At 70.6% G+C, this 20893-nt stretch carries 16 protein-coding genes; 8 read left to right on the plus strand and 8 right to left on the minus strand.

Annotated features, from left to right (window positions below; genetic code table 11):
- Positions 1–63 precede the first annotated feature (63 nt).
- A complete protein-coding gene (locus QNA09_RS06210) occupies positions 64–600 on the plus strand; it encodes a DUF1360 domain-containing protein (protein WP_026138052.1) in 537 nt (178 codons plus the stop codon).
- 116 nt (positions 601–716) lie between these two features.
- On the opposite strand, the gene QNA09_RS06215 is transcribed toward QNA09_RS06210, so the two are convergent.
- A complete protein-coding gene (locus QNA09_RS06215; RefSeq protein WP_308072322.1) occupies positions 717–2414 on the minus strand; it encodes an ATP-dependent DNA helicase RecQ in 1698 nt (565 codons plus the stop codon).
- A 183-nt stretch (positions 2415–2597) separates the two neighbouring features.
- Positions 2598–3443 (minus strand): ParB N-terminal domain-containing protein, encoded by an 846-nt coding sequence (locus tag QNA09_RS06220; RefSeq protein ID WP_010592429.1) that lies wholly within the window; start codon positions 3441–3443, stop codon positions 2598–2600.
- A 94-nt stretch (positions 3444–3537) separates the two neighbouring features.
- Here QNA09_RS06220 and QNA09_RS06225 point away from each other — a divergent pair, with 94 nt between their 5' ends.
- Complete coding sequence (locus tag QNA09_RS06225) at positions 3538–4125, plus strand: suppressor of fused domain protein (RefSeq protein WP_010592428.1); 588 nt, start codon at positions 3538–3540, stop codon at positions 4123–4125.
- A gap of 43 nt (positions 4126–4168) precedes the next feature.
- Here the strand turns inward: QNA09_RS06225 and QNA09_RS06230 are convergent, their stop codons facing one another.
- Together QNA09_RS06230 and corA are read right to left on the minus strand one after the other, a co-directional pair.
- The gene (locus tag QNA09_RS06230; protein ID WP_248957480.1) at positions 4169–5980 is read right to left on the minus strand and encodes a hypothetical protein; all 1812 of its coding nucleotides are present in this window, start codon (positions 5978–5980) and stop codon (positions 4169–4171) included.
- Entirely contained in the window at positions 5971–7038 is a 1068-nt protein-coding gene (corA, locus tag QNA09_RS06235; protein ID WP_010592426.1) for a magnesium/cobalt transporter CorA, read from the minus strand. The genes QNA09_RS06230 and corA overlap by 10 nt, the downstream gene beginning before the upstream one ends.
- Before the next feature lie 112 nt (positions 7039–7150).
- Between corA and QNA09_RS06240 the strand changes: the two genes are divergently transcribed.
- The 4 genes from QNA09_RS06240 to QNA09_RS06255 all read left to right on the plus strand — a co-directional run bounded on the left by QNA09_RS06240 (position 7151) and on the right by QNA09_RS06255 (position 11096).
- Entirely contained in the window at positions 7151–8005 is an 855-nt protein-coding gene (locus tag QNA09_RS06240) for a PHP domain-containing protein (protein WP_017681983.1), read from the plus strand.
- Positions 8002–8424, plus strand: coding sequence for a hypothetical protein (locus tag QNA09_RS06245; RefSeq protein WP_248957481.1), 423 nt, complete (start codon positions 8002–8004; stop codon positions 8422–8424). The genes QNA09_RS06240 and QNA09_RS06245 overlap by 4 nt, the downstream gene beginning before the upstream one ends.
- A gap of 445 nt (positions 8425–8869) precedes the next feature.
- Positions 8870–10063 carry an NADP-dependent malic enzyme gene (locus QNA09_RS06250; protein WP_026138053.1) on the plus strand — a complete coding sequence of 398 codons (1194 nt, stop codon included), beginning with the start codon at positions 8870–8872 and terminating at the stop codon, positions 10061–10063.
- 97 nt (positions 10064–10160) lie between these two features.
- Positions 10161–11096 carry a glycine betaine ABC transporter substrate-binding protein gene (locus tag QNA09_RS06255; protein WP_308072324.1) on the plus strand — a complete coding sequence of 312 codons (936 nt, stop codon included), beginning with the start codon at positions 10161–10163 and terminating at the stop codon, positions 11094–11096.
- On the opposite strand, the gene QNA09_RS06260 is transcribed toward QNA09_RS06255, so the two are convergent.
- From QNA09_RS06260 to QNA09_RS06270, 3 genes are read right to left on the minus strand one after another with little or no spacing between them, the layout of a single operon-like run.
- Entirely contained in the window at positions 11055–11972 is a 918-nt protein-coding gene (locus QNA09_RS06260) for an alpha/beta hydrolase (RefSeq protein ID WP_010592421.1), read from the minus strand. The genes QNA09_RS06255 and QNA09_RS06260 overlap by 42 nt on opposite strands.
- 10 nt (positions 11973–11982) lie before the next feature.
- Positions 11983–12810 carry an SDR family NAD(P)-dependent oxidoreductase gene (locus tag QNA09_RS06265; protein ID WP_308072326.1) on the minus strand — a complete coding sequence of 276 codons (828 nt, stop codon included), beginning with the start codon at positions 12808–12810 and terminating at the stop codon, positions 11983–11985.
- Positions 12807–14390 (minus strand): NAD(P)/FAD-dependent oxidoreductase, encoded by a 1584-nt coding sequence (locus QNA09_RS06270; RefSeq protein ID WP_017681985.1) that lies wholly within the window; start codon positions 14388–14390, stop codon positions 12807–12809. The genes QNA09_RS06265 and QNA09_RS06270 overlap by 4 nt, the downstream gene beginning before the upstream one ends.
- Before the next feature lie 70 nt (positions 14391–14460).
- Here QNA09_RS06270 and QNA09_RS06275 point away from each other — a divergent pair, with 70 nt between their 5' ends.
- On the plus strand, positions 14461–15198 hold the full coding sequence (locus QNA09_RS06275) for a TetR/AcrR family transcriptional regulator (protein ID WP_248957484.1): 738 nt from the start codon (positions 14461–14463) through the stop codon (positions 15196–15198).
- A gap of 25 nt (positions 15199–15223) precedes the next feature.
- The gene (locus tag QNA09_RS06280) at positions 15224–16852 is read left to right on the plus strand and encodes a transposase (RefSeq protein WP_374121870.1); all 1629 of its coding nucleotides are present in this window, start codon (positions 15224–15226) and stop codon (positions 16850–16852) included.
- Between the two features lie 214 nt (positions 16853–17066).
- Here QNA09_RS06280 and QNA09_RS06285 read toward each other — a convergent pair whose 3' ends face one another.
- Positions 17067–20843, minus strand: a complete 3777-nt coding sequence (locus QNA09_RS06285; protein WP_248957485.1) for a multifunctional oxoglutarate decarboxylase/oxoglutarate dehydrogenase thiamine pyrophosphate-binding subunit/dihydrolipoyllysine-residue succinyltransferase subunit — start codon at positions 20841–20843, stop codon at positions 17067–17069.
- Between the last annotated feature and the right edge of the window lie 50 nt (positions 20844–20893).

Raw genomic sequence — 20893 nt, forward strand, 5'->3', positions numbered from 1 at the left:
GTGCGTGGGTACAGCCGTGCGTGGGTACTACTGCGCGGACCGAGCTACGTGCAGGAGAAGCAGATGAGCAATCAGACCGAGACGTCCGTCGACCTCGTCGACGCCGTCCGCGAACAGACCCGCGAGTACACCGGCGGGGAGGACATACCCCTCCGGGGCTACACGAAGGTCCTCGCCGGGTACAGCACGCTGGTCACCGTCGCGGTGATCGCCGCGGTGGTCACCGGGCGTCGACTGCCGGAGCGTCTGAGCGGGCAGGACCTCGTCGTGCTCGCCCTCGGCACGCACAAGCTGTCGCGCACGGTGACGAAGGATGCGGTGACCAGCCCCATTCGCGCGCCCTTCACGCGCTACAAGGAGCAGGGCGGCCCGGCCGAGGTGATGGAGGAGGTCCGCGGACCGAGCAACAGTCTCCGGCACAGCCTGGGCGAGTTGCTGAGCTGCCCCTTCTGCTTCGACATGTGGGTCGCGACGTTCTTCACCATCGGAATGGTCTTCGCACCGCGTCCGACCCGGCTCGTCGCCGGGCTGTTCGCCGCCCTCGCCGGGGCAGACTTCCTCCAGTTCGCCTACGCGAAGGCGCAGCAGAGCGTCGAGTGAGGGCCGCCGTCCGAGGGTGGGGCAGGATTACCGCGCCGGTTCGGAATCCGCCCACGCCACGGCGGGGGCGGATTCCGAAGTCGCGGGCGGATTTACGGGGCGCCCCCTGGGATCCGTCAGGCGATGTCCGGCTCCGGTTCGGGCTCCGAGTTCTCGGGGCGCAGCAGATCGTGCTCCTCCACCGCCTCGAGCGACAGCGTGCGGTAGCCGTACTCGTCGAACAGCACGGTGATCCGGTCCGGCTCCGCGCTCATCACCTCGCCGGGACCCCACTGCGCGTGCACCACTCGGGTGTGCAGCGGAATCGGCTCGTAAGGGCCGTGTTTCGGCGATTCCGGTCGGTGCTCGTGGATTCCCTCGCGGCAGCAGTCACAGTGCCCGCACGGATCGGGTAGCGACTCGCCGAAGTACCCGAGCAGGAACTGCCTGCGGCAGCCACGGGTTTCGGCGTAGCCCCGCATCATCTCCACGCGCGAGCGGTCCATCCGTTCACCGACCGCGGCCACCTCGGCCGCGCGGCGGACGGCGATCTCCACCTCGACGGTGCGTGCGGTGAGCCCCTTGCGTCCCGAGGAGACCACACCCGCGCGTTCGAGCAGGTTGACCGCGTTGGTGAGGGTTCGTCCCCGGATATCCAGTTCGGCGCGAAGGTCTTTCAGTCGCTTCGGTGACTTCGCGCGCGCCAGCGCGGTGAAGGCCCGGCCGAGCAGGTCCTCGTCCGGACGGTGGGTGGTGAAGAACTTCGCGAGCGACAGGTCCTCGGGCCGGTAGAACAGCAGCGCCTTCGCCTCGAGCCCGTCGCGGCCGGCGCGGCCGATCTGCTGGTAGTAGCTGTCCACGGAATCCGGCGCGGAGGCGTGTGCGACGAACCGCACGTCGGGCTTGTCGATGCCCATGCCGAACGCGGAGGTCGCCACCACCACCTCGAGTTCGTCGTCGAGGAATCCGTGGTGCACCCGCTCGCGCGTGGCCGCCGGCAGACCGGCGTGGTACGCGGCCGCCCGCAGTCCCCGTTCGGTCAGCTCGGCCGCGTAGAATTCGGCGTCCTTGCGGGTCGCGGTGTACACCAGCCCGGGGGTCTCGAGTCCGGCGACGGTCTCGACCACCGCCCGGCGCTTGTCGGCGTCGGCGGTGTACCGCTCGACGGCCAGGTCGATGTTGGGCCGGTCGAACCCGCTGGCGATGACCACCGGGTCGCGCAGGCGCAGCTCCTCGACGATCTCCTGCCGCACCGGCGGCGACGCGGTGGCCGTGAGCGCCACCACCGGGGGCCGGCCGAGGCGGTCGAGCGCATCGGCCAGACGCAGGTAGTCGGGCCGGAAGTCGTGACCCCACGCGGACACGCAGTGCGCCTCGTCGACTACCACGAGGGAGACGCGGGCGGCGGCGAGTCGGGCCACCACCTCGTCGTTGGCGAGCTGTTCCGGCGCCAGGAAGACGTACTCCACGGTGCGCTCACGGATCGTCTCCCACGCGGCTGCGGTCTCCGAAGCCCGCTGCCGGGAGTTGATCGCGACCGCGTCCGGCGCCGAGGTGGCGTCGAGCCCCGCGATCTGATCGTTCTGCAGCGCGATGAGCGGGGAGATCACCAGGGTGGTGCCCTCGATCAGCAGCGCCGGCACCTGGTAGATCGCCGACTTGCCCGATCCGGTGGCCATCACCGCGAGCACGTCCCGGCCCTGCACCAGTGGTTCCATCGCGTCGAGCTGGCCGGGACGCAGCTCCTTCCAGCCGAACACGCGGCGCGCGGCCGCGCTCAGCTCGGTCCGGACGTCCCGGGTGGTGTCCGCTGCGTCCTGCACGGTCGCCGTCAAGCGCGTTCTCCTGTCGTGGGCCCGGTCCTGCCGACCAGGGTACGGAGCGCGGGGTCCCCCCCGCGCGGACCGGCGCCGGCACGCTGCTCGACCGGCCCGGGCGTCCGCGCGTCCGGCGGACGCCCTCGGTGGCTGCCGGGGGCATACCTCCGGCGCCGCGGGATCAAACCGGCCGGCGTGCGCTCACCGGGGCGCCCGCCGCTTCAGCCGCTCGATGATCTCCTCGTTCCACACGTGCCGCCGCACGAGCCGGTACCGTTCGCCGGCCAGCCACAGGTACGCCTCGGCGTCGGTCCGGGTGCGCAGCATCCCCGCCGCCCGCACCATGTCGACCACGGGCACGAACTCCTCGTCGAACCAGCGCTGGGCCACCACATCGCGGGTGAGGAACTCGCCGCGCTCCTGCATGAGCCGGAAACCCCACGCCTCGATGCACTCGGCCAGCTCGGCGTAGTCCCACGGATCCCGGACGGTCACCGCGTCGCGCCGCTCGCCGGTGAGTGGCACCCGGCTCAGGAACATCCGGTAGTGGTCCTTCCGCATCAGGTCCGAGTGCTGGCTCACCCCCTCGGGCGAGATCCGGGTGACGATCTCGGTCACGTAGGCGTCGATGGTCGCGTCCCCGCGGGCGTAGGCGATGGAGACGCGGTGGTGCCCGTCCACCACGAAGTGCATCGACCCGACCCGGTACACCGTGATCGGCGGCACGGCCTCGCCCCGGCGGCGGGCCGTGGCCAGCTTCTCCCATCGCTGGCGCAGCCGGGCCGACGTGGGCCGGAACCGCCGGTCGAAATCCTCGGTCCGGTCCACGCTGCCGACGATCGAGGCCACGTCGATGCTCTGCAGCCCCAGACGCCGTTCCCCGACCCGGCCCAGCGCCCGCACGACGGCGTCGAACGGCAGCACGGCGTTGACGTCCCCGGGTTCGCGGCGAAGCCAGGCGATCAGTCGCGCGTACTCGGCGCGCCGGCGCTGCCGGGAGAAGTCGTCGCCGGCATCGGCGCCGGGGAAGCCGGTGTCTCGCACCATGACACGACGGTACCGGCGGACGGGCTCCCGGTGACCCGGATCGGTGCGGGACGCACCGGCGGCACGAGCCCCGCGCCGGGTCTACATTGCAGGGGTGATCGACGCCGTGCTGCCCGCCGTCCGTGCCCATCTCAGCGCCCGCTTCGGGGGCGCCGAGCCGGAGACGGCGTCCGTGACGTTCCTCGGACTCGAACCCGTCGAGGTGCTGCGGTTCCGCGTGGAACAGCCGGACCTCGTGCGGTTCGCGACCCTGGGGTGTTCGCGGCATCCGATGGGCGACCCCACCGCGACGGTCGCCGACCCGACGCGGGGGCCGCGCGCCGAACTGATTCTGAGCATGCGCGGCCTCACCGGCACTCTGCCGGGGCTGGTCCGCACGCTCGCGACGCTCGCGGCACTGCCCGCGGTGGAGGGCGTCGTTCTCACCGACGACGCCCTGCTCGACCTGGGGGAGCCGTTGTGGCAGGGGGCACCCTTCACCGCGGTGATGCTCGAGCCGAGCGACGTCCCCGAACTGGTACTGCCCGAGCCCGCCGACCCGGTGCGGTTCTTCGAGGTGATCCCGCTGACGGGCACCGAGGCCGCGTGGAAGCGGTTGCGCGGCGGCGACGCGCTGCGCGAGGCGTGGTCGGAGGCCGGCATCGACGTGCGGGACCCGAACCGCGCCCCGGCCCGAATGTGACGGGAGCCCGAATGTGAGGGGAGCCCGAATGTGACGGGCGCGGTCAGCGCGGGACGACGACGCCGATCGGGCCCCCCGCCAGGCACACGTCGAGTCCCGCCGATGCCGAGCGGGCCTGCAGCCCGGTGCCTGCGCCCGGGACCCGTGCGTAGGCCGTGCCCAGTCCCTCGGTGACCGGTACCCGCACCCGCGGGGCGGCGGGAAACCCCACCTCGATCTCGCCGTCCGCGGAGGCGCGGTAGTTCAGCTGCACCGTCCACTCCCCGCCCACGAGCGCCGTGTCGGCGGGCAGCACGGTCGTCCTCGACTCGGTGAGCAGATGCCCGCAGTCGGGCACCGGACCGGGCAGCACGTGCCGCACCGGAACGAGTTCCGCCGGCACGAGTCGTCCCCGGTCGTCGAGCACCTGCAGTTCGGTGGTGACGGCGCCGATCTCGGCGCGTCCCGGCAACGGCGAGAACACCCGGCTCAGGAGGTTGTGGGGGTGGGTGACCGGCAGGAGCACCCACACCGACACGGGATGGTCGAGGATCGGCACGTCGGGGCGTGCGGTGAGCGCGGACCTCGCGGCGGCCAGGTAGGCGCCGGTGGGGTTGTCGGCCCAGGTGCGCGCGAAGGTCGTCGTGGACCACAGACAGCTCGCCGTGAAGACCACCGCGCACCCGGCGGCGACGATCCGCCGCGCGGGTGCGCGCCGCGGGTCGTCGCGTGGGCCGGCGCGCAGGATCAGGGCCGCTCCGATCGCGACGACCACGGCCGTGTCGGTGTGGTAGCGCAGGGTCTGGGCCAGTTCGTACGTCGTGTCCGGGCCGAAGCGGGTGGTGATCATCGCGGCCGTCGAGGCCGCCACGTAGGCGGCCGTCGCGGCCCACACCCAGCCCGTGCGCCGGCTGCGCCGCAGCGACCACACCAGGACGGCGAGCACCGCGGCCCAGGCCGCCACGACGAGCCCGGTCGGCGGATCCGCCCACGGCGGGCCCGGATTCCAGCGGTCCCATCGCCACGGCCCGCCCAGCAGCGCCGGCAGCACCCCGAACGAGACACCGTGGTGCGTCAGCCCCCGGACCATGTCGCCCGTCGGCGCCCCGAACCGGGACTCGACGAGGGACAGGTACGCCGCCGCCCAGGCCGCGAGGACCAGCGCCGAGCCGAGCCACAGCGGCGCCGCGCGTCGCGCCGCGGTGCGCACCGGCCGGGGGTGGCCGTCCAACCCGTACATCAGCGCGACGGTCGCGAAGGCCACCGCCGGTACCAGCACCGACTTCTCGAAGAACAGCAGTGCGACGCCGGTGACCGCCGTCCCGCTCAGCGCGTAGCGGAGTCGGCCCGTGCGCGCCGCACGGATCGCGTCGCCGGCCACCCACGCCAGGCCCGCCTGCAGCGGCAGCGAATTCAGGCCCGCCGCCCACCACGCGAACGCCGGCAGCGTCAGGGGCGTGAACAGGTAGAACAGCAGCGGGCCGAGCAGCGCCGGCCGCGGTCCGAGCAGCAACCACAGCACGCGCAGCACGGCCAGCGACGCCAACGCCTGGCTGGCCACGAGCGTCGCAGCCGCCGGCCACCACTGCAGCGGTGCGAGGCTCGTGATCACGTCGGCCACCACGAACGCACCCGGCATGAGATGGCCGTCGTGGTCGTAGCCGAGCAACTCGAACGACAGCAGCGGGTGCAGGCCCGCCCGTCCGACCAGAATCAGGTCGTCCCAGTAGAACTGCCCGCCGAACGCGAGCAGGGAGCGCACCGCCAGCTGCAGGACGATCAGGACGAGGGCCGCCGCGAGCACCCACGTCCCACGGGTGTGCCCTGCGGAAGCGACCGGCGTCAGGCGGTTCCGCGCCGCGGTGATCAGAGCCATTTGTTGCGGCGGAAGGTGACGAACAGGCCGACGGTGATCGCGACGATCGCCCCGATGACCACGAAGTACCCGTGCTCCCAGTGCAGTTCGGGCATGTTGTCGAAGTTCATCCCGTAGATCCCGGCGATCATCGTGGGCACGGCCGCGATCGCCACCCACGCCGAGATCCGGCGCATGTCGGTGTTCTGCTGCACCGTCACCTTCGCGATCGCGGCATCGACGAGGGTGCTCAGCGTCTCGTCGTAGTCCGCGATGCGCTCGGCCACCTTGGTGTGATGATCGGCGACGTCCCGGAAGTAGCGCCGCACCTCCTTGGGCACCGGATTGCCCGCGCCGCGGGTCAGCTGGCGCAGCGGCGTCGCGAGGGGGAGCACCGCCCGTCGCAGTTCCACGATCTCCCGCTTGAGCAGATAGATCTGCTCCACCGCGATGCGGGTGTCGGGCGTGAACACCAGTTCCTCGAGGTCGTCGATGTCCGGCTGCACGGCGTCGACCACGGCGAGGTACGTGTCCACGACGTGGTCGGCGACGGCGTGCAGCACCGACGACGGACCCAGCGCCAGCCGCTCCGGGGCGGCCTCGAGCCGATGCCGCACGTCCGCCAGCGCGGAGTGGTCGCCGTGGCGGACGCTGACGACGAAGTCCCGGCCGCAGAAGAGCATGATCTCGCCGGTCTCGACGATCTCCTTGGTCGTGGTCACCGACTCGTGTTCGACGTAGTTCACGGTCCGCAGCACGAGGAACGTCACGTCGTCGTAGCGTTCGAGCTTGGGCCGCTGATGCGCGTGCACGGCGTCCTCGACCGTCAGTTCGTGCAGCCCGAACGTGCGGCCCACGCTCGTCATCTGCTGTTCGTCGGGCTCGTGCAGGCCGAGCCACACGAATCCGGCGCCGCGCCGGCGCACCTCCTCGAGCGCCGCGCCGTGGGCGTAACGGCCCGGCAGCCGCACGCCGTCGACGTAGACGGCGCAGTCCACCACCGCCCGCTCGGCGGGGACGCGCAGGGTGGACGCCGGGGCGCCGGTCCGGCGCGACGGGTGCGAGGGCAGGTTCGGCATCGGTTCCCTTCCGCGCAGCACGCTCCGGCCCGTCCGGGCGGTCGCAGCGTCATGCTAACCCGCCCCGGACCGCCCGCCGGGGCCGCACGACGGCACCTGACACACTGGTGGGGTGCGTATCGATCTGCATACCCACTCGCTGGCCTCCGACGGGACCGACACCCCGGCGGGACTCGTCCGTGCCGCGGTCGAGGCCGGGCTCGACGTGGTCGCCCTGACCGACCACGACACCACCGCCGGCTGGGACGCGGCGGCCGACGCCCTGCCTGCGGGACTGCGGCTGATCCGCGGCATGGAGATGTCGTGCACCGGACGCGGTGAGGACGGCCGGCCCGTGGCGGTGCATCTGCTCGCCTACCTGTTCGACCCGCGGAACGAGGCGTTCGCGGTCGAGCGGGAGCGCCTGCGCGGGGAGCGGGTGGGCCGTATCCGGACGATGGCCGAGCGGATGGCCGCCGACGGGCTGCCCGTCGATCCCGAACGGATCGTCACCGCCGCCGGTCCGGTGGCCGGGCGGCCGCACCTGGCGCGCGCGCTGGTGGAGGCGGGGGTCGTTCCGAGCATCGAGGCCGCGTTCGCGGACCTGCTGTCGTCGCGGGGTCGCTACTACGTCACCAAGGCGGACACTCCGCTGTCGGAGGCCGTGCGCATGGTCGCCGACGCCGGCGGTGTCACCGTCGTGGCGCATGCCCGTGCCCGGTCCCGGGGCCGGCTGCTCGCACTCGACCACATCGAGGAACTCGCGGAACTGGGCCTCGGCGGCCTCGAGGCGGACCATCCGGACCACGCTCCGGCCGACGCGCAGCTCATGCGGGACATGGCGGCGAAGCTCGATCTGTTCGTCACGGGGTCGTCCGACTACCACGGCGGCAACAAGGCCGTCCCGCTCGGCCGGTACACGACGGACCCCGAGGCGTTCGAGGCGCTGACGGCACGGGCCACCGGGGTCGAGGTGCTCGAGGGATGAGCACCTGGGGCCGCCCGGCGCGCCGCGACGACCGCGCCGTCGGGCACGACGACTTCTACGACGACTCCGCTCACCGCTCCGGGCGCGACGCCTACGAGGCGCCCGGGGCGGCATCGCCCCGCGGGGGGACGCCGAGTCGGGACGGGTTCGTCGTGCGGGGACTGCGAGCCCTGTCGGGTGTGGTGTGCGGCGCGGTGATCGTCCTGACAGCGGTGGTCTGGGTGGCGCAGTACCTGGGCGACAAGCGGGATTTCCCGGGGCCGGGTTCGGCGTCGCTGTCCGCGCACGTCGTCGCGGCGCTCGTCGCCACGGCCGCGCAGCTGTTCGCGGACCGCCGGCGTGGTCTCGCCGCGGTCGCGGGCGTGGCTGTGGTCTATCTCACGGGCGCGGTTCTGATGTTCACCCAGTGGTGGGGCTGACGTTCGGACCCCCGTGCGTTACCGGCAGGTAACCGGTCGGCATCTCGGGCTTTTGCCTCGGAACGACCCCGATCGTGGGGTCGACATTGCGGCTCGGCTGTCCAAACTCACAGGTGAGCGCCGAAAATCGTGAGACATTCGCAAGAAATACCGATTTGATTGTTGGCTTGTGAAGGTGGCAAACTTTTCCTCAATCCGGCCTCGGTGCCACCGCCTCGAAGCCGGACGAAGATGGCAGACCCTGTAGAGGGCTCGTCGCCAGGGCTCACCCGCCTCGGCGCCATCACGCTCCGGAAGTCGTACAGCGTTGTACAGCGGTAACCGTGATCGCGCCCGGAAGCTTCACCGAAATGTCCTTGGCGAAGCGCTGCACCCGATGTCCGTCGCGCAGCTACTTCGCAGTAACCGGAACCCGAGTGGTTCCGGCTCGAGCAGGAGTGTCATCGTGTCAATCGTGTCTGATGCACCTACCCCCCAGAAGGTCGAGTTGACCGACGAGGAAATCTTCGGCAGCCACGTCGACGGCAAGCTGTCCGTCGAGCTCACCGCACCGCTGGAGACGCAGCGGGACCTGTCGATCGCCTACACGCCCGGCGTCGCGCAGGTCTCCCGCGCGATCGCGGCCGACGAGACCCTCGCCGACCGCTACACCTGGACCAACCGCCTGGTGGTGGTCGTCTCCGACGGCTCGGCCGTCCTCGGCCTCGGTGACATCGGCCCGCGCGCGTCGCTGCCGGTGATGGAGGGCAAGTCCGCCCTGTTCAAGAAGTTCGCCGGCCTGAACTCGATCCCGCTGGTCCTCGACACCAAGGACCCCGACGCGATCGTCGAGACCCTGATCCGGCTGCGCCCGAGCTTCGGCGCGGTCAATCTCGAGGACATCTCGGCCCCGCGTTGCTTCGAGATCGAGAAGCGCGTGATCGAGGCGCTGGACTGCCCGGTCATGCACGACGACCAGCACGGCACCGCGATCGTCGCGCTCGCCGCGCTCAAGGGTGCGGCCAAGGTGCAGAACCGGGAGCTGTCCGGCCTGCGCATCGTCATCTCCGGTGCCGGCGCGGCCGGCGTGGCGGTGGCCAACATCCTGCTCGCCGCCGGCGCCGCGGATGTGACCGTGCTGGACTCGAAGGGCATCGTCTCGCGCGAGCGCACCGACCTGAACGAGGTCAAGGTCGACCTGGCCGCGCGGACCAACCCGGCCGGCCGGCACGGCGGCCTGATCGAGGCCCTGAGCGGTGCGGACGTGTTCATCGGCGTCTCGGCCGGCACGGTGCCCGAGGAGATCGTCGCCGAGATGGCCGACGGTGCGATCGTGTTCGCGCTGTCGAACCCGGACCCGGAGATCCACCCGACGATCGCCGCCAAGCACGCCGCGATCGTGGCGACCGGGCGCAGCGACTTCCCGAACCAGATCAACAACGTGCTGGCCTTCCCCGGTGTGTTCAAGGGCGCGCTCGACGCCGGTGCCCGGCGCATCACCGAGGGCATGAAGCTCGCCGCCGCCGAGGCCATCCTCTCGGTCGTCGGTGACGAGTTGGCCGTGGACAAGATCGTCCCGAGCCCTCTCGATCCGCGGGTGGCGCCCGCCGTCGCCGAGGCCGTCGCGGCCGCGGCACGGGCCGAGGGCGTCACCGACTGACGCGATCGACCGCACGCCCCGGCCGGAGCCCGCACCCAGGTTCCGGCCGGGGCGTTCGGCTTTCCGGGGATGCGCGAGGATGGGCAACGTGTGGAACGTGAGGAGACGGCGCGGCGGGGGATTCGTACGGACGGCGGCCGGGCTGACGGTCGCCGTCGCGGTGCTGACCGGGTGCGGCCCGTCGGTTCTCGACGAGTCGGCGGATGCCGCCACGGTGGTCGTCGGATCCGGGGACGACGTCGCGAGCGAACTGCTGGCCCGCATCTACGCCGGCGCCCTGGCCGGAAGCGGAACCCGTACCGAACTGCGAACCGGGCTCGGTGACCGGGCCGGATACCTGGCGGCGCTGGACGCGGCCGAGGTGACCCTCGTGCCGGACTACACCGGCCGGTTGCTGCGGTACTTCGCTCCGGCTGCCCCGGACACGGACGCCGAGGACGTGTTCGAGGCCCTCGCCCGTTCCCTGCCCGACGACCTGGCGATCACGGATTATGCTGCCGCCCAGGATCGTTCGATGCTCCTCGTGTCCGATGCCACCGCGGAGCGGCTCGGCACCACCGAAGTGGCCGGAATTCTCGGCCGGTGCGGCGAACTGACCGTGACGGTGTCCGGCGGGTTCGAGGCGAACGACGGCCTGCGGGACCTGGCCGAAAGAGGTTGCGTCCCGGGCCGTGTCGAATCCGGCGACGACGACGTGGCGCTGCGCGCGGCCACGCAGGGTGCGAGCGCGGCCGCGCTGACCACCACCTCGGTCGTCGCGCGCGACGCGCCGGGGGTCGCGCTCGAGGACGCACCGGACCGCGCGCCCGGGACGGATCCGGAGGACGGAACCGCCACGGAGCCACCGGTGTTCACTGCCCAGAACGTCGTCCCCGTGTTCCGCGAACACGTCCTGGGGGAACGTCAGCTCGAGGCTCTGAGCCTCGTCGCGGGCGAGCTCACCACCGCCGACCTGGCCGAGATGCTCGGCCGGATCGACGGCGGCGAGGACTCAGCGGTCGTCGCGCAGGCCTGGCTCACCGAGCACGTGTGAACGCAGGAACCCGCCCAGCTGTGCCACCGCGTCGGCGGCCTGACCCACCAGCGCGGCCTGCAGATGGGCCACGTGCCACAGATCGCGCTGCTCGGTGACCGTCACCTCCACACCCGCGTCGCGGAGCTTGCGGGCGAACTCGGTGACCTGCGGGTACAGCATCTCGCCGGTGCCGACATGGATCAGCGTCGGCGGCAGCCCGTTCAGGTCTCCCCGCAGGGGCGCGTAGCCGGGGTCGGCGGCGTCGTGCCCGCCGAGATACGCGCGGGCCGAGGCCGAGATCCAGGCGGCGTTGAGGACCGTGTCCCGGTCGAACGGGAAGTCGCGCGAGCCGGGGTCGGCCAACGGTGCGATCAGACCCAGGGCGGCGGGACGGACCCCGTGCCGGTCGATCAGCCGTCGCGCCGTCGCGACCGCCAGCCCGCCCCCGGCCGAATCCCCGGCGATCGGGGCGGTCCCCGGGGTCACGCCGTGCTCGGTCACCAGCTCGAGGTACGCACCGACCGCGTCGTCCAGGGCGGCGGGGTAGGGGTGCTCGGGAGCCAGCCGGTAGTCGAGCACGTAGACCGCCGAACCCGAGGCCGCGGCCAGGTGCGCGGCCAGGGACCGGTGCGTGGCGGGGGAGCCCACCGTGTACGCGCCGCCGTGCAGGTACAGCACCGCGGTGGGACGTTCGGTGGCGCCGACGGTGACGCGTTCGGCCGGCCGGCCCGCGAGCGTGACCTGCCGGACCACCGTGCCCTCGGGCAGGGTCTGGATCGGGGCGACCAGCTCGAGCAGCCGTCGCTGGGCGGAGTACGGCAACCGGGCGTTGAGGGCCAGCCGGTACGCCGGACGCAACGCGGCCCGCACGACGGGCAGGGGGAGCTGTGGCATGACCGCGACCCTAGCCCCTGGGCACGAAGCGGCCACTGACGAATGCGACGACACGCTGGTAGGACGGGCCCACCGCGCGTACCCAGGCGTCGAGGACCTTCGCGTCGGCGCCCACGAGTATCCGGGGCCGGCCCTTGCGCACCCCCTCGACGATGGTGCGGGCCGCGTCCTCCGGGCTGGTGCGCGCCAGCTTGCGGTCGAAGAACTGGGCGAAGGACTCCTGGTCGTCGCCCGCCGGGACGGCCGCATTGCGGGCGATCGCGGTCTTGATGCCGCCGGGATGGACACAGCTGACCTTGACGGGGTGCCCGGCGATCAGCATTTCCTGGCGCAGGGACTCGGTGAAGCCGCGGACGGCGAACTTCGCGGAGTTGTAGGCGCTCTGACCGGGGATGGACAGCAGCCCGAACAGGCTCGAGACGTTGACGACGTGTCCGTCGCCGGACGCGACGACGTGGGGCAGGAACGCCTTGGTGCCGTTGACCACGCCCCAGAAGTCGACGTCCATGATCCGCTCGATGTCCTTGAACTCCGAGCGCTCGAACTCTCCGTGGTAGGCGATGCCGGCGTTGTTGTAGATCTGGTTGACCTGGCCGAAGTGGGCGGCGACGGCGTCGGCGTAGTCGAGCACCGCCTCGCGCTGCGTGACGTCGAGGTGGTCGGCCTTGACCTCGGCGCCGAGATCGCGGGCCCGGCGCGCGGTTTCCTCCAGCCCGACGGTGTCGACGTCGGACAGGGCCAGCCGGGCGCCGCGCCGGGCGAGCTCGAGCGCCAGAGCGCGGCCGATGCCCGATCCGGCGCCGGTGATGACAGCTACCTTTCCTGCGAACTCGCTCACTGTGCTGCCACCTTCCGGGCGTCGGTCTCATCGGTGTCACGAACGGCCGCCGGCGTCTGCGCCGGGACCGGGGGGAGATCTGCCGCAGCGACGCTGCGGTAGGCATCCAGATCGAAATGCCGGGTGATACGGCGGAACTCGAACGTGAAGCTCGGCCACAGGGTGGTGTTGTTGCCGTGCTTGTCGAGGTACCAGCTCGCGCAGCCGCCGTTGTTCCACACGCTGCGCTTCAGGGCGTCCTGCAGGTTGCGGTTGTAGTCGTCCTGCACCTCGGCGCGCACCTCGACGGTGCCGATCCGATGGCGGTCGATGGTCTCGATCGCGTCCACGACGTAGTTCAGCTGGGATTCGATCATGTACACCATCGAGGTGTGGCCCAGGCCGGTGTTCGGTCCCACGAGGAAGAACATGTTGGGGAACCCGGCGACCGCGGCACCCTTGTAGCCCTGCATGCCGGTGGCGTCGAAGACGTCGGCGAGACTGCGGCCGTCCTTGCCGAAGATGCCGGCGAAGGTGGGCGAGTCGGTGACGTGGAAACCGGTCGCGACGACGATGGCGTCGACCTGCCGGGTGGTGCCGTCGCGGGTGACGATGCCGTCCGCGGTGACCTCCGCGATGCCGTCGGTGACCAGGTCGACGTTCGGGCGGGCCAGCGCGGGGTAGTAGTTGTTGGAGATGAGCATCCGCTTGCAGCCGATCTGGAAGTCCGGGGTGACCTTGCGGCGCAGCTCGGGGTCGGCGATCTGGCGGCGGATGTGCGTGCGGGCGGCGAGCTCGAGCGGCTTCATGAACGCCGGTGCCTTGGCGAGGCCGACGACCTGTGTCTCGCGGGTGAGGTACTGCAGGGCGCGGGACAGGCGCTGGAATCCGGGCAGGTGGCGGAACGCGAGCCGCTCGACGGGGGTGTACTCGCGGTCGGCGCGCGGCAGCACCCATGGCGCGGTGCGCTGGTAGACGTCGAGGTGGGCGACCTTGCCGGCGATGGCGGGCACGATCTGGATCGAGGAGGCGCCGGTGCCGATCACGGCGACGCGCTTGCCGGTGAGGTCCGCGTCGTGGTTCCACCGGGCGGAGTGGAAGATCTCGCCCCGGAACCGGTCGATGCCCTCGATGTCGGGCAGCGCCGGTTCGCACAGCGCGCCGACGGCGGAGACGACGATCCGGGCCTCGAACGCGCCCTTGGTGGTCTGCACGTCCCACCGGTGGGTGGCGTCGTTCCAGCGGACGGTCTGCACGTCGCAGCCGAAGACGGTGCGGCGGCGCACGTCGTACTTGTCGGCGATCGAGGCGATGTAGGCCTGGATCTCGGGCTGAGGCGAGAAGGACCGCGTCCAGCCCGGGTTCAGGGCGAACGAGTAGGAGTACAGATTGGAGGGAACGTCGCACGCGGCGCCCGGGTACGTGTTGTCGCGCCAGGTGCCGCCAACCTCCGAGCCGCGTTCGAGGACCACGAAGTCCTTGCCGGCCTGCGTCAGTCGGACGGCGGCGCCGAGTCCGGCGAACCCGCTGCCGATGATCAGCGTGTCGACCTGACGCGGGTGCGCATCGGTGGCGATGGTGTCTGTTACCGGAAGACTCATGTAAATGAGCGTAGGGCCATACTGAGTGGGGGTCAATAGCTGTTGACTACGATTCAACAAGAATGTTTGCATGGCACCTGTGAAGGGCAACATCGTCAAGCGCACCAGGCTCAGTCCTGCCGAGCGCCGGGCCCAGCTCGTCGACCTCGGCGTCCAGCTGCTCGCCGAACGGCCGCTCGAGCAGATCTCCGTGGAGGAGATCGCCGATCAGGCCGGGGTGTCGCGCGGGCTGCTGTTCCACTACTTCGCGTCCAAGCACGACTTCCACGTCGAACTCGTCCGGCACACCAGCCGCGACATGCTCGAGCGCACCGCACCCGACGACAGCCTCGAACCGATGGACATGCTGCGCGGCACGATCGTCGCGTACGTCGACTACGTCACCGACCACCGCGACACCTACCTGTCGATGCTGCGCGGCACCGCGAGCGGGGATCCGGACATGCGACAGGTCTTCGAGGACACCCGCACCGCGATGGTCGAACGTACCGTCGCGCACCTGCACCGCATCGGCATCGACGCCGGCCCCGCCGTAACCCTGGCGGTGCGCGGCTGGATCGCGTTCGTCGAGGACACCACGATCGCCTGGCTGCGGGACCCGCAGCTCACCCGCGAGGAGTTCGTGGACCTCGCCGTCGCGGCTCTGCCGGCGCTCGCCCTGGCTGCCGGCGGGCCGAATGTGACATCCAGTCGATTCGAGGGGTTGTTGCAGAATCGTGGGTCGGCCCCGTCATGTCACGGCGGGGCTGACCTGCGGTTTCGTGTAGAATCCGTTGGTGGCCAAAGGATATCGACCCGTCGATCGTGACCAGCAGTTCCTGATCCCCCCGGACATGCGCGACTGGCTCGGCACCGACCATCCCGTGTGGACGGTCATCGACATCATCGACCGGATCGACACCACCGCATTCCATCGGACCGCCAAGACCGGTGGCGCCGGCCGTGCCGGCTACCACCCGGACATGCTGCTCACCTTGCTGGTGTGGGCCTGGTCCCGCGGGGAACGCTCCTCCCGCCGCATCGAACGGCTGTGCACCGAGGACGTGGCCTACCGGGTGATCTGCGCCCAGGACATCCCCGATCACGTGACGATCGCCCGGTTCCGCAAAACCCACGCCACCGCCTGCGAAGACCTGTTCACCCAGGTCCTGCTGCTGGCTGCAGCCCTGGGACTGGGCCGGCTGGAGACCATCGCGTTGGACTCGGTCAAGATCGCCTCCAACGCCTCGGCCGGCGCCAACCGCACCGAATCGTCGGTGCGGGCCGAAGCCGCCGCCCACGCCCGAGCAGTGGCGGCGGCAGCGGTGGCCGCGCATGCGGCCACCGATGCCGCCGAAGACGAACCCCACGATCACGGCGACCGCGGTTCCGGTTCGGTCCCACCGGCGTTGACCGACCCCCGGTCACGGGCAGCGCGGATCAGCGAGGCGATCGCCGCACTCGACGCTGCCCGCGCCGCCGACGAGCAGGCCCGGGCCGACAAGGACACCTCGGCCCGTCTGTATCTCGAGCAGGCCCGCGGCGGGCAGATGCCGATGGGTGCCCCGCCCGCCTCGGCGGCGGTCGCGGCAGCGGAACTGGCGTTGGAGAAGACCCTGGCTGCCCATGCCGCGAAAGTTCGGCGGTACGAGCAGCGGCGGGCCGAAGCGGCAGCGAAAGGCCACCGATACGGTGGCTGGGTGATCCGGCCGGCCGGGCAGGACCCGAAGGTGATCAAGGCCCGGGCACGTCTGGCTCGTGCCACCGCCGCAGCGGCGGCGGCGACTGCGGTCGCGGCGGCACGAGCCGATGCCGACACCGAGGGCCGGCCCGAGCGGGTGGTCAACACCACCGACCCGGAGTCCGGGTTGCAACCGTTGCGTGGTGGCGGCTGGGTGCAGGGGTTCAACTGTCAGGCCGTGACCAGCGGTGACGGGCTGATCATGGCGGTGTCGGTGGCGGCCAATCCCACCGATGCGCCGACGTTCGTGCCGATGATGCAGGCGGCGGTGGCCGCTGCCGGGTCGATCATCGCTGCCCGCCCCACCGGCACCGCCGATACGGACGGCACCGACGGCACCGACGGCGAGGGGATCGGGATGCTGCTCGCCGATGCCGGGTACTTCTCCGAAGCCAACATCACCGCGCCGGGACCGGACCGGTTGATCGCCCGCGGCAAGGCCCGCCACCTCGAACACGCGGCCCGGCACACACCGGTGTCTGGGCCGGCGCCGGTCGAGGCTTCACCGGTCGAGGTGATGGCCCACCGGTTGCGCACCGAGGAGGGAATCGCCACCTACCGCAAGCGTTCTCACATTGCCGAGACTCCGTTCGGGCATGCCAAACACAATCTGAATTTTCGGCGGTTCACCGGCCGGGGACTGGTCCGTGCCCGTGGTGAGTGGAGTTTTCATGCCGCGGTGCACAACATCGGCAAGATCCTCGCTGCGGTGGGTGGGGGCGGGTTGCCGGCCGCTGTGTGAGGCGGTGGTCCCGGGGCGGGAGACCCCGCCCCGGGACCGGCGCTTTGGTTCGCGGTCGCGGACCCTCGGCGATTTCGCAACAGCCCGTCGATCGACCGGATGTGACATTCGGTCACGTCGCTGGATCGTAGGAAACGGCGCGAGCCGGGCCGGCTGCCCCGAAGGGCAGGCGCGACCCGGCTCGTGTGAGAACCGCGGGGGTACCGCCGGTGACCTACTGACCGAACGCCTTCTCCAGGATCTCCTGCTGCTCGACAGCGTGCACCTTGCTCGACCCGGACGACGGCGCCGACATCGCGCGGCGCGACGCCCGCTTGATGCCCGACAGCTTCTCGGGCAGCATCTCCGGCAGCGCCAGGCCCAGGAACGGCCACGCGCCCTGGTTGGCCGGCTCCTCCTGCACCCAGAAGAACTCGTGCGCGTTCGGGTACCGGTCGAGTGCCTCGGCGATACGGCGGCGCGGCACCGGGTACAGCTGCTCGATCCGCAGGATCGCGACGTCGTCCCGCTTCTCCTTGTCCTTCTTGGCCTTCAGCTCCCAGTAGAGCTTGCCGGAGGTCAGCAGAACGCGGGTGACCTTCTCGCGGTCGCCGCCGTCGCTCTCGTACATCGGCTCCTCGAACACCGAGCGGAACTTACCGTTGGTGAAGTCCTCGAGGTTGCTGACCGCGGCCTTGTTGCGCAGCATCGACTTCGGCGTGAACACCACCAGCGGACGGCGGATCCCGTCGAGGTGATGCCGGCGCAGCAGGTGGAAGTAGCTTGCCGGGGTGGACGGCATGGCCACCGTCATCGAACCCTCCGCACACAGCTGCAGGAACCGCTCGATGCGGCCCGAGGTGTGGTCCGGGCCCTGGCCCTCGTGGCCGTGCGGCAGCAGCAGCACCACGTCGGAGAGCTGGCCCCACTTGGCTTCGCCGGAGGAGATGAACTCGTCGATGATGGACTGCGCGCCGTTGACGAAGTCGCCGAACTGCGCCTCCCACAGCACCAGCGCCTCGGGGTTGCCCACGGAGTAGCCGTACTCGAAGCCCAGGCCCGCGAACTCGGTGAGCGCCGAGTCGTACACCATGAACTTGCCGCCCTTGCCGCCCTCGGCCGCGACCTGCTGCAGGGGGGTGTACTCGGCGCCGGTCTTGCGGTCGATGAGCACCGCGTGACGCTGGGTGAACGTGCCGCGGCGCGAGTCCTGGCCGGCCAGACGCACCAGCGCGCCCTGCTCGACCAGCGAACCGAACGCGAGCAGCTCGGCGTACGCCCAGTCGATGTGGCCCTCACGGGACATCTCGCGACGCTTCTCGATGACTGGCTTGACGCGCGGATGCACGGAGAAGCCCTCGGGGACGTTGACGAACGCGTCGCCGATCCGCTCGAGCACCGACTTGTCGACCGCGGTGGTCAGCTTCGCCGGCGGCGTCTGGTCGAGCTCGACCGACTCGGACGGCTCCGGCTTGAACTTTTCGAGCTCGCGGACCTCGTTGAAGACCCGTTCGAGCTGGCCCTGGTAGTCGCGCAGCGCGTCCTCGGCCTCTTTGAGCGAGATGTCGCCACGACCGATGAGGGACTCGGTGTAGCTCTTGCGGACGCTGCGCTTGGTGTCGATCACGTCGTACATCGCCGGCTGCGTCATCGACGGGTCGTCGCCCTCGTTGTGGCCGCGACGGCGGTAGCAGATCATGTCGATGACGACGTCCTTGTTGAACTTCTCGCGGAAGTCCACGGCGAGGCGGGCCACCCACACGCACGCCTCCGGGTCGTCGCCGTTGACGTGGAAGATCGGCGCGCCGATCATCTTCGCGACGTCGGTGCAGTACTCCGACGACCGCGAGTGCTCGGGGGCCGTGGTGAAGCCGACCTGGTTGTTGACGACGATGTGCACGGTGCCGCCGGTGCGGTAGCCCCGTAGCAGCGCGAGGTTGAGGGTCTCGGCCACGACACCCTGGCCGGCGAACGCCGCGTCACCGTGCAGCAGCAGCGGCATGACGGTGAAGCCACCCTCGCCCTTGTCCAGGATGTCCTGCTTGGCGCGCACGAGGCCCTCGAGGACCGGGTTGACGGCCTCGAGATGCGACGGGTTCGCCGTGAGCGAGACGTTGATGTCGTTGTCGCCGAACATCTGGATGTAGTTGCCCTCGGCGCCGAGGTGGTACTTCACGTCGCCGGATCCGTGGGCAGCGGCCGGGTTCAGGTTGCCCTCGAACTCGGTGAAGATCTTCGAGTACGGCTTGCCGACGATGTTGGCCAGCACGTTCAGGCGGCCGCGGTGCGGCATCGCGATGGCGACCTCGTCGAGCTCGTGCTCGGCGGCCTGGTCGATGATCGCGTCCATCATCGGGATGACCGACTCGGCGCCCTCGAGCGAGAACCGCTTCTGGCCGACGTACTTGGTCTGCAGGAACGTCTCGAACGCCTCGGCGGCGTTGAGGCGGCTGAGGATGTACTTCTGCTGTGCCACGGTCGGCTTGACGTGGTGCGCCTCGACGCGCTCCTGCAGCCACTGCTGCTGCTCGGGGTCGAGGATGTGGGTGTACTCCACGCCGACGTGGCGGCAGTAGGCGTCCCGCAGCACCGACAGCACGTCGCGCAGCTTCATGCGCTGCTGCCCGTGGAAGCCGCCGACGTTGAACTCCCGGTCGAGGTCCCAGAGGGTCAGGTCGTGGGTGGTGACGTCGAGGTCCGGGTGCGACCGGAACTTGTCCTTGACGAACTGCAGCGGATCCGTGTCGGCCATCAGGTGGCCGCGGCTGCGGTAGGCGGCGATCAGCTCGAGGACGCGGGTGCTCTTGTCGACGGCGCCTTCCGGCACGTCCTTGCGCCAGCGGACCGGCTCGTAGGGGATGTGCAGCGTGTGGAAGATCTCGTCGTAGAAATCGTCGCTGATGAGCAGGTTGTGGACGGTCCGCAGGAAGTCGCCGGACTCCGCGCCCTGGATGATGCGGTGATCGTACGTGGAGGTCAACGTCATGAGCTTGCCGACGCCGAGCTCGGCGATGCGCTCGTCGGAGGCGCCCTGGAACTCGGCCGGGTACTCCATCGCGCCGGCGCCGATGATGGCGCCCTGGCCCGGCATCAGGCGGGGCACCGAGTGCACGGTGCCGATGCCGCCCGGGTTGGTCAGCGAGATGGTGACCCCGGAGAAGTCCTCGGCGGTGAGCTTGCCGTCGCGCGCACGACGGACGATGTCCTCGTACGCGGAATAGAACTGCGCGAAGTTCATCGACTCGCAGTTCTTGATCGCGGCGACGACGAGCGAACGGTTGCCGTCCTTGCCGGCCAGGTCGATGGCCAGCCCGAGGTTGGTGTGCGCGGGGGTGACCGCGTTCGGCTTGCCGTCGATCTCGGCGAAGTGGCGGTTCATGTTCGGGAACGCCTTCACCGCCTGCACGATGGCGTAGCCGAGCAGGTGGGTGAACGACACCTTGCCGCCGCGGGTACGGGCGAGGTGGTTGTTGATGACGATCCGGTTGTCGACCATCAGCTTCGCAGGGATGGCGCGCACACTGGTGGCGGTCGGGATCGAAAGCGAGGCGTTCATGTTCTTCGCGACGGCAGCAGCAGCGCCACGGAGAACCTTGGACTCTTCCTGGGTAGCCGAAGCGGCGGGCTTCGCGGGGGCCGGCTTGGCGGCGGGCTTCGCGGGGGCCGGCTTCGCGGCCGCCGGCTTGGCGGCGGGCTCGGCCGGCTTCGGAGCGGCCTTCGCCGGGGCGGTGCCGGACTTCGCCGGGGCGGGGGTGGCCTTCGGCGGAGTCTCGGCCGGGGCGGCCTTCGAGGCGGGAGTGGATTCGGTGGAGGTCGGAGCGGAACTCTGCGCCGGACGCTGGGTCTGCGTGGCACCGTTCGCGCCACCTGCGACCGCCGCCTCCGGGGAGTAGTCCGTCAAGAATTCGTGCCAGCTGGCGTCCACGGACGACGGATCGTCCTGGAACCGCTGGTACATCTCGTCAACCAACCACTGGTTCTGTCCGAACTGGGAAGTAGAGCTGCTGCTCACGGCAGTTGTTCGCCTCGTTTCTTTCTTCGGTACCCGATCGGAGTGCCTAT

Source organism: Rhodococcus sp. AH-ZY2, from assembly GCF_030916465.1.
Lineage (GTDB): Bacteria > Actinomycetota > Actinomycetes > Mycobacteriales > Mycobacteriaceae > Rhodococcus > Rhodococcus ruber.

Bases quoted from the DNA above. Each gene is read 5' to 3' on its own strand.
- QNA09_RS06230 (WP_248957480.1), bottom strand. From the start codon at position 5,980: ATGGCTCTGATCACCGCGGCGCGGAACCGCCTGACGCCGGTCGCTTCC.
- QNA09_RS06260 (WP_010592421.1), bottom strand. From the start codon at position 11,972: ATGCCACAGCTCCCCCTGCCCGTCGTGCGGGCCGCGTTGCGTCCGGCG.
- QNA09_RS06270 (WP_017681985.1), bottom strand. From the start codon at position 14,390: ATGAGTCTTCCGGTAACAGACACCATCGCCACCGATGCGCACCCGCGT.
- QNA09_RS06245 (WP_248957481.1), top strand. From the start codon at position 8,002: ATGAGCACCTGGGGCCGCCCGGCGCGCCGCGACGACCGCGCCGTCGGG.
- corA (WP_010592426.1), bottom strand. From the start codon at position 7,038: ATGCCGAACCTGCCCTCGCACCCGTCGCGCCGGACCGGCGCCCCGGCG.
- QNA09_RS06280 (WP_374121870.1), top strand. From the start codon at position 15,224: ATGCGCGACTGGCTCGGCACCGACCATCCCGTGTGGACGGTCATCGAC.
- QNA09_RS06220 (WP_010592429.1), bottom strand. From the start codon at position 3,443: ATGGTGCGAGACACCGGCTTCCCCGGCGCCGATGCCGGCGACGACTTC.
- QNA09_RS06210 (WP_026138052.1), top strand. From the start codon at position 64: ATGAGCAATCAGACCGAGACGTCCGTCGACCTCGTCGACGCCGTCCGC.
- QNA09_RS06275 (WP_248957484.1), top strand. From the start codon at position 14,461: ATGGCACCTGTGAAGGGCAACATCGTCAAGCGCACCAGGCTCAGTCCT.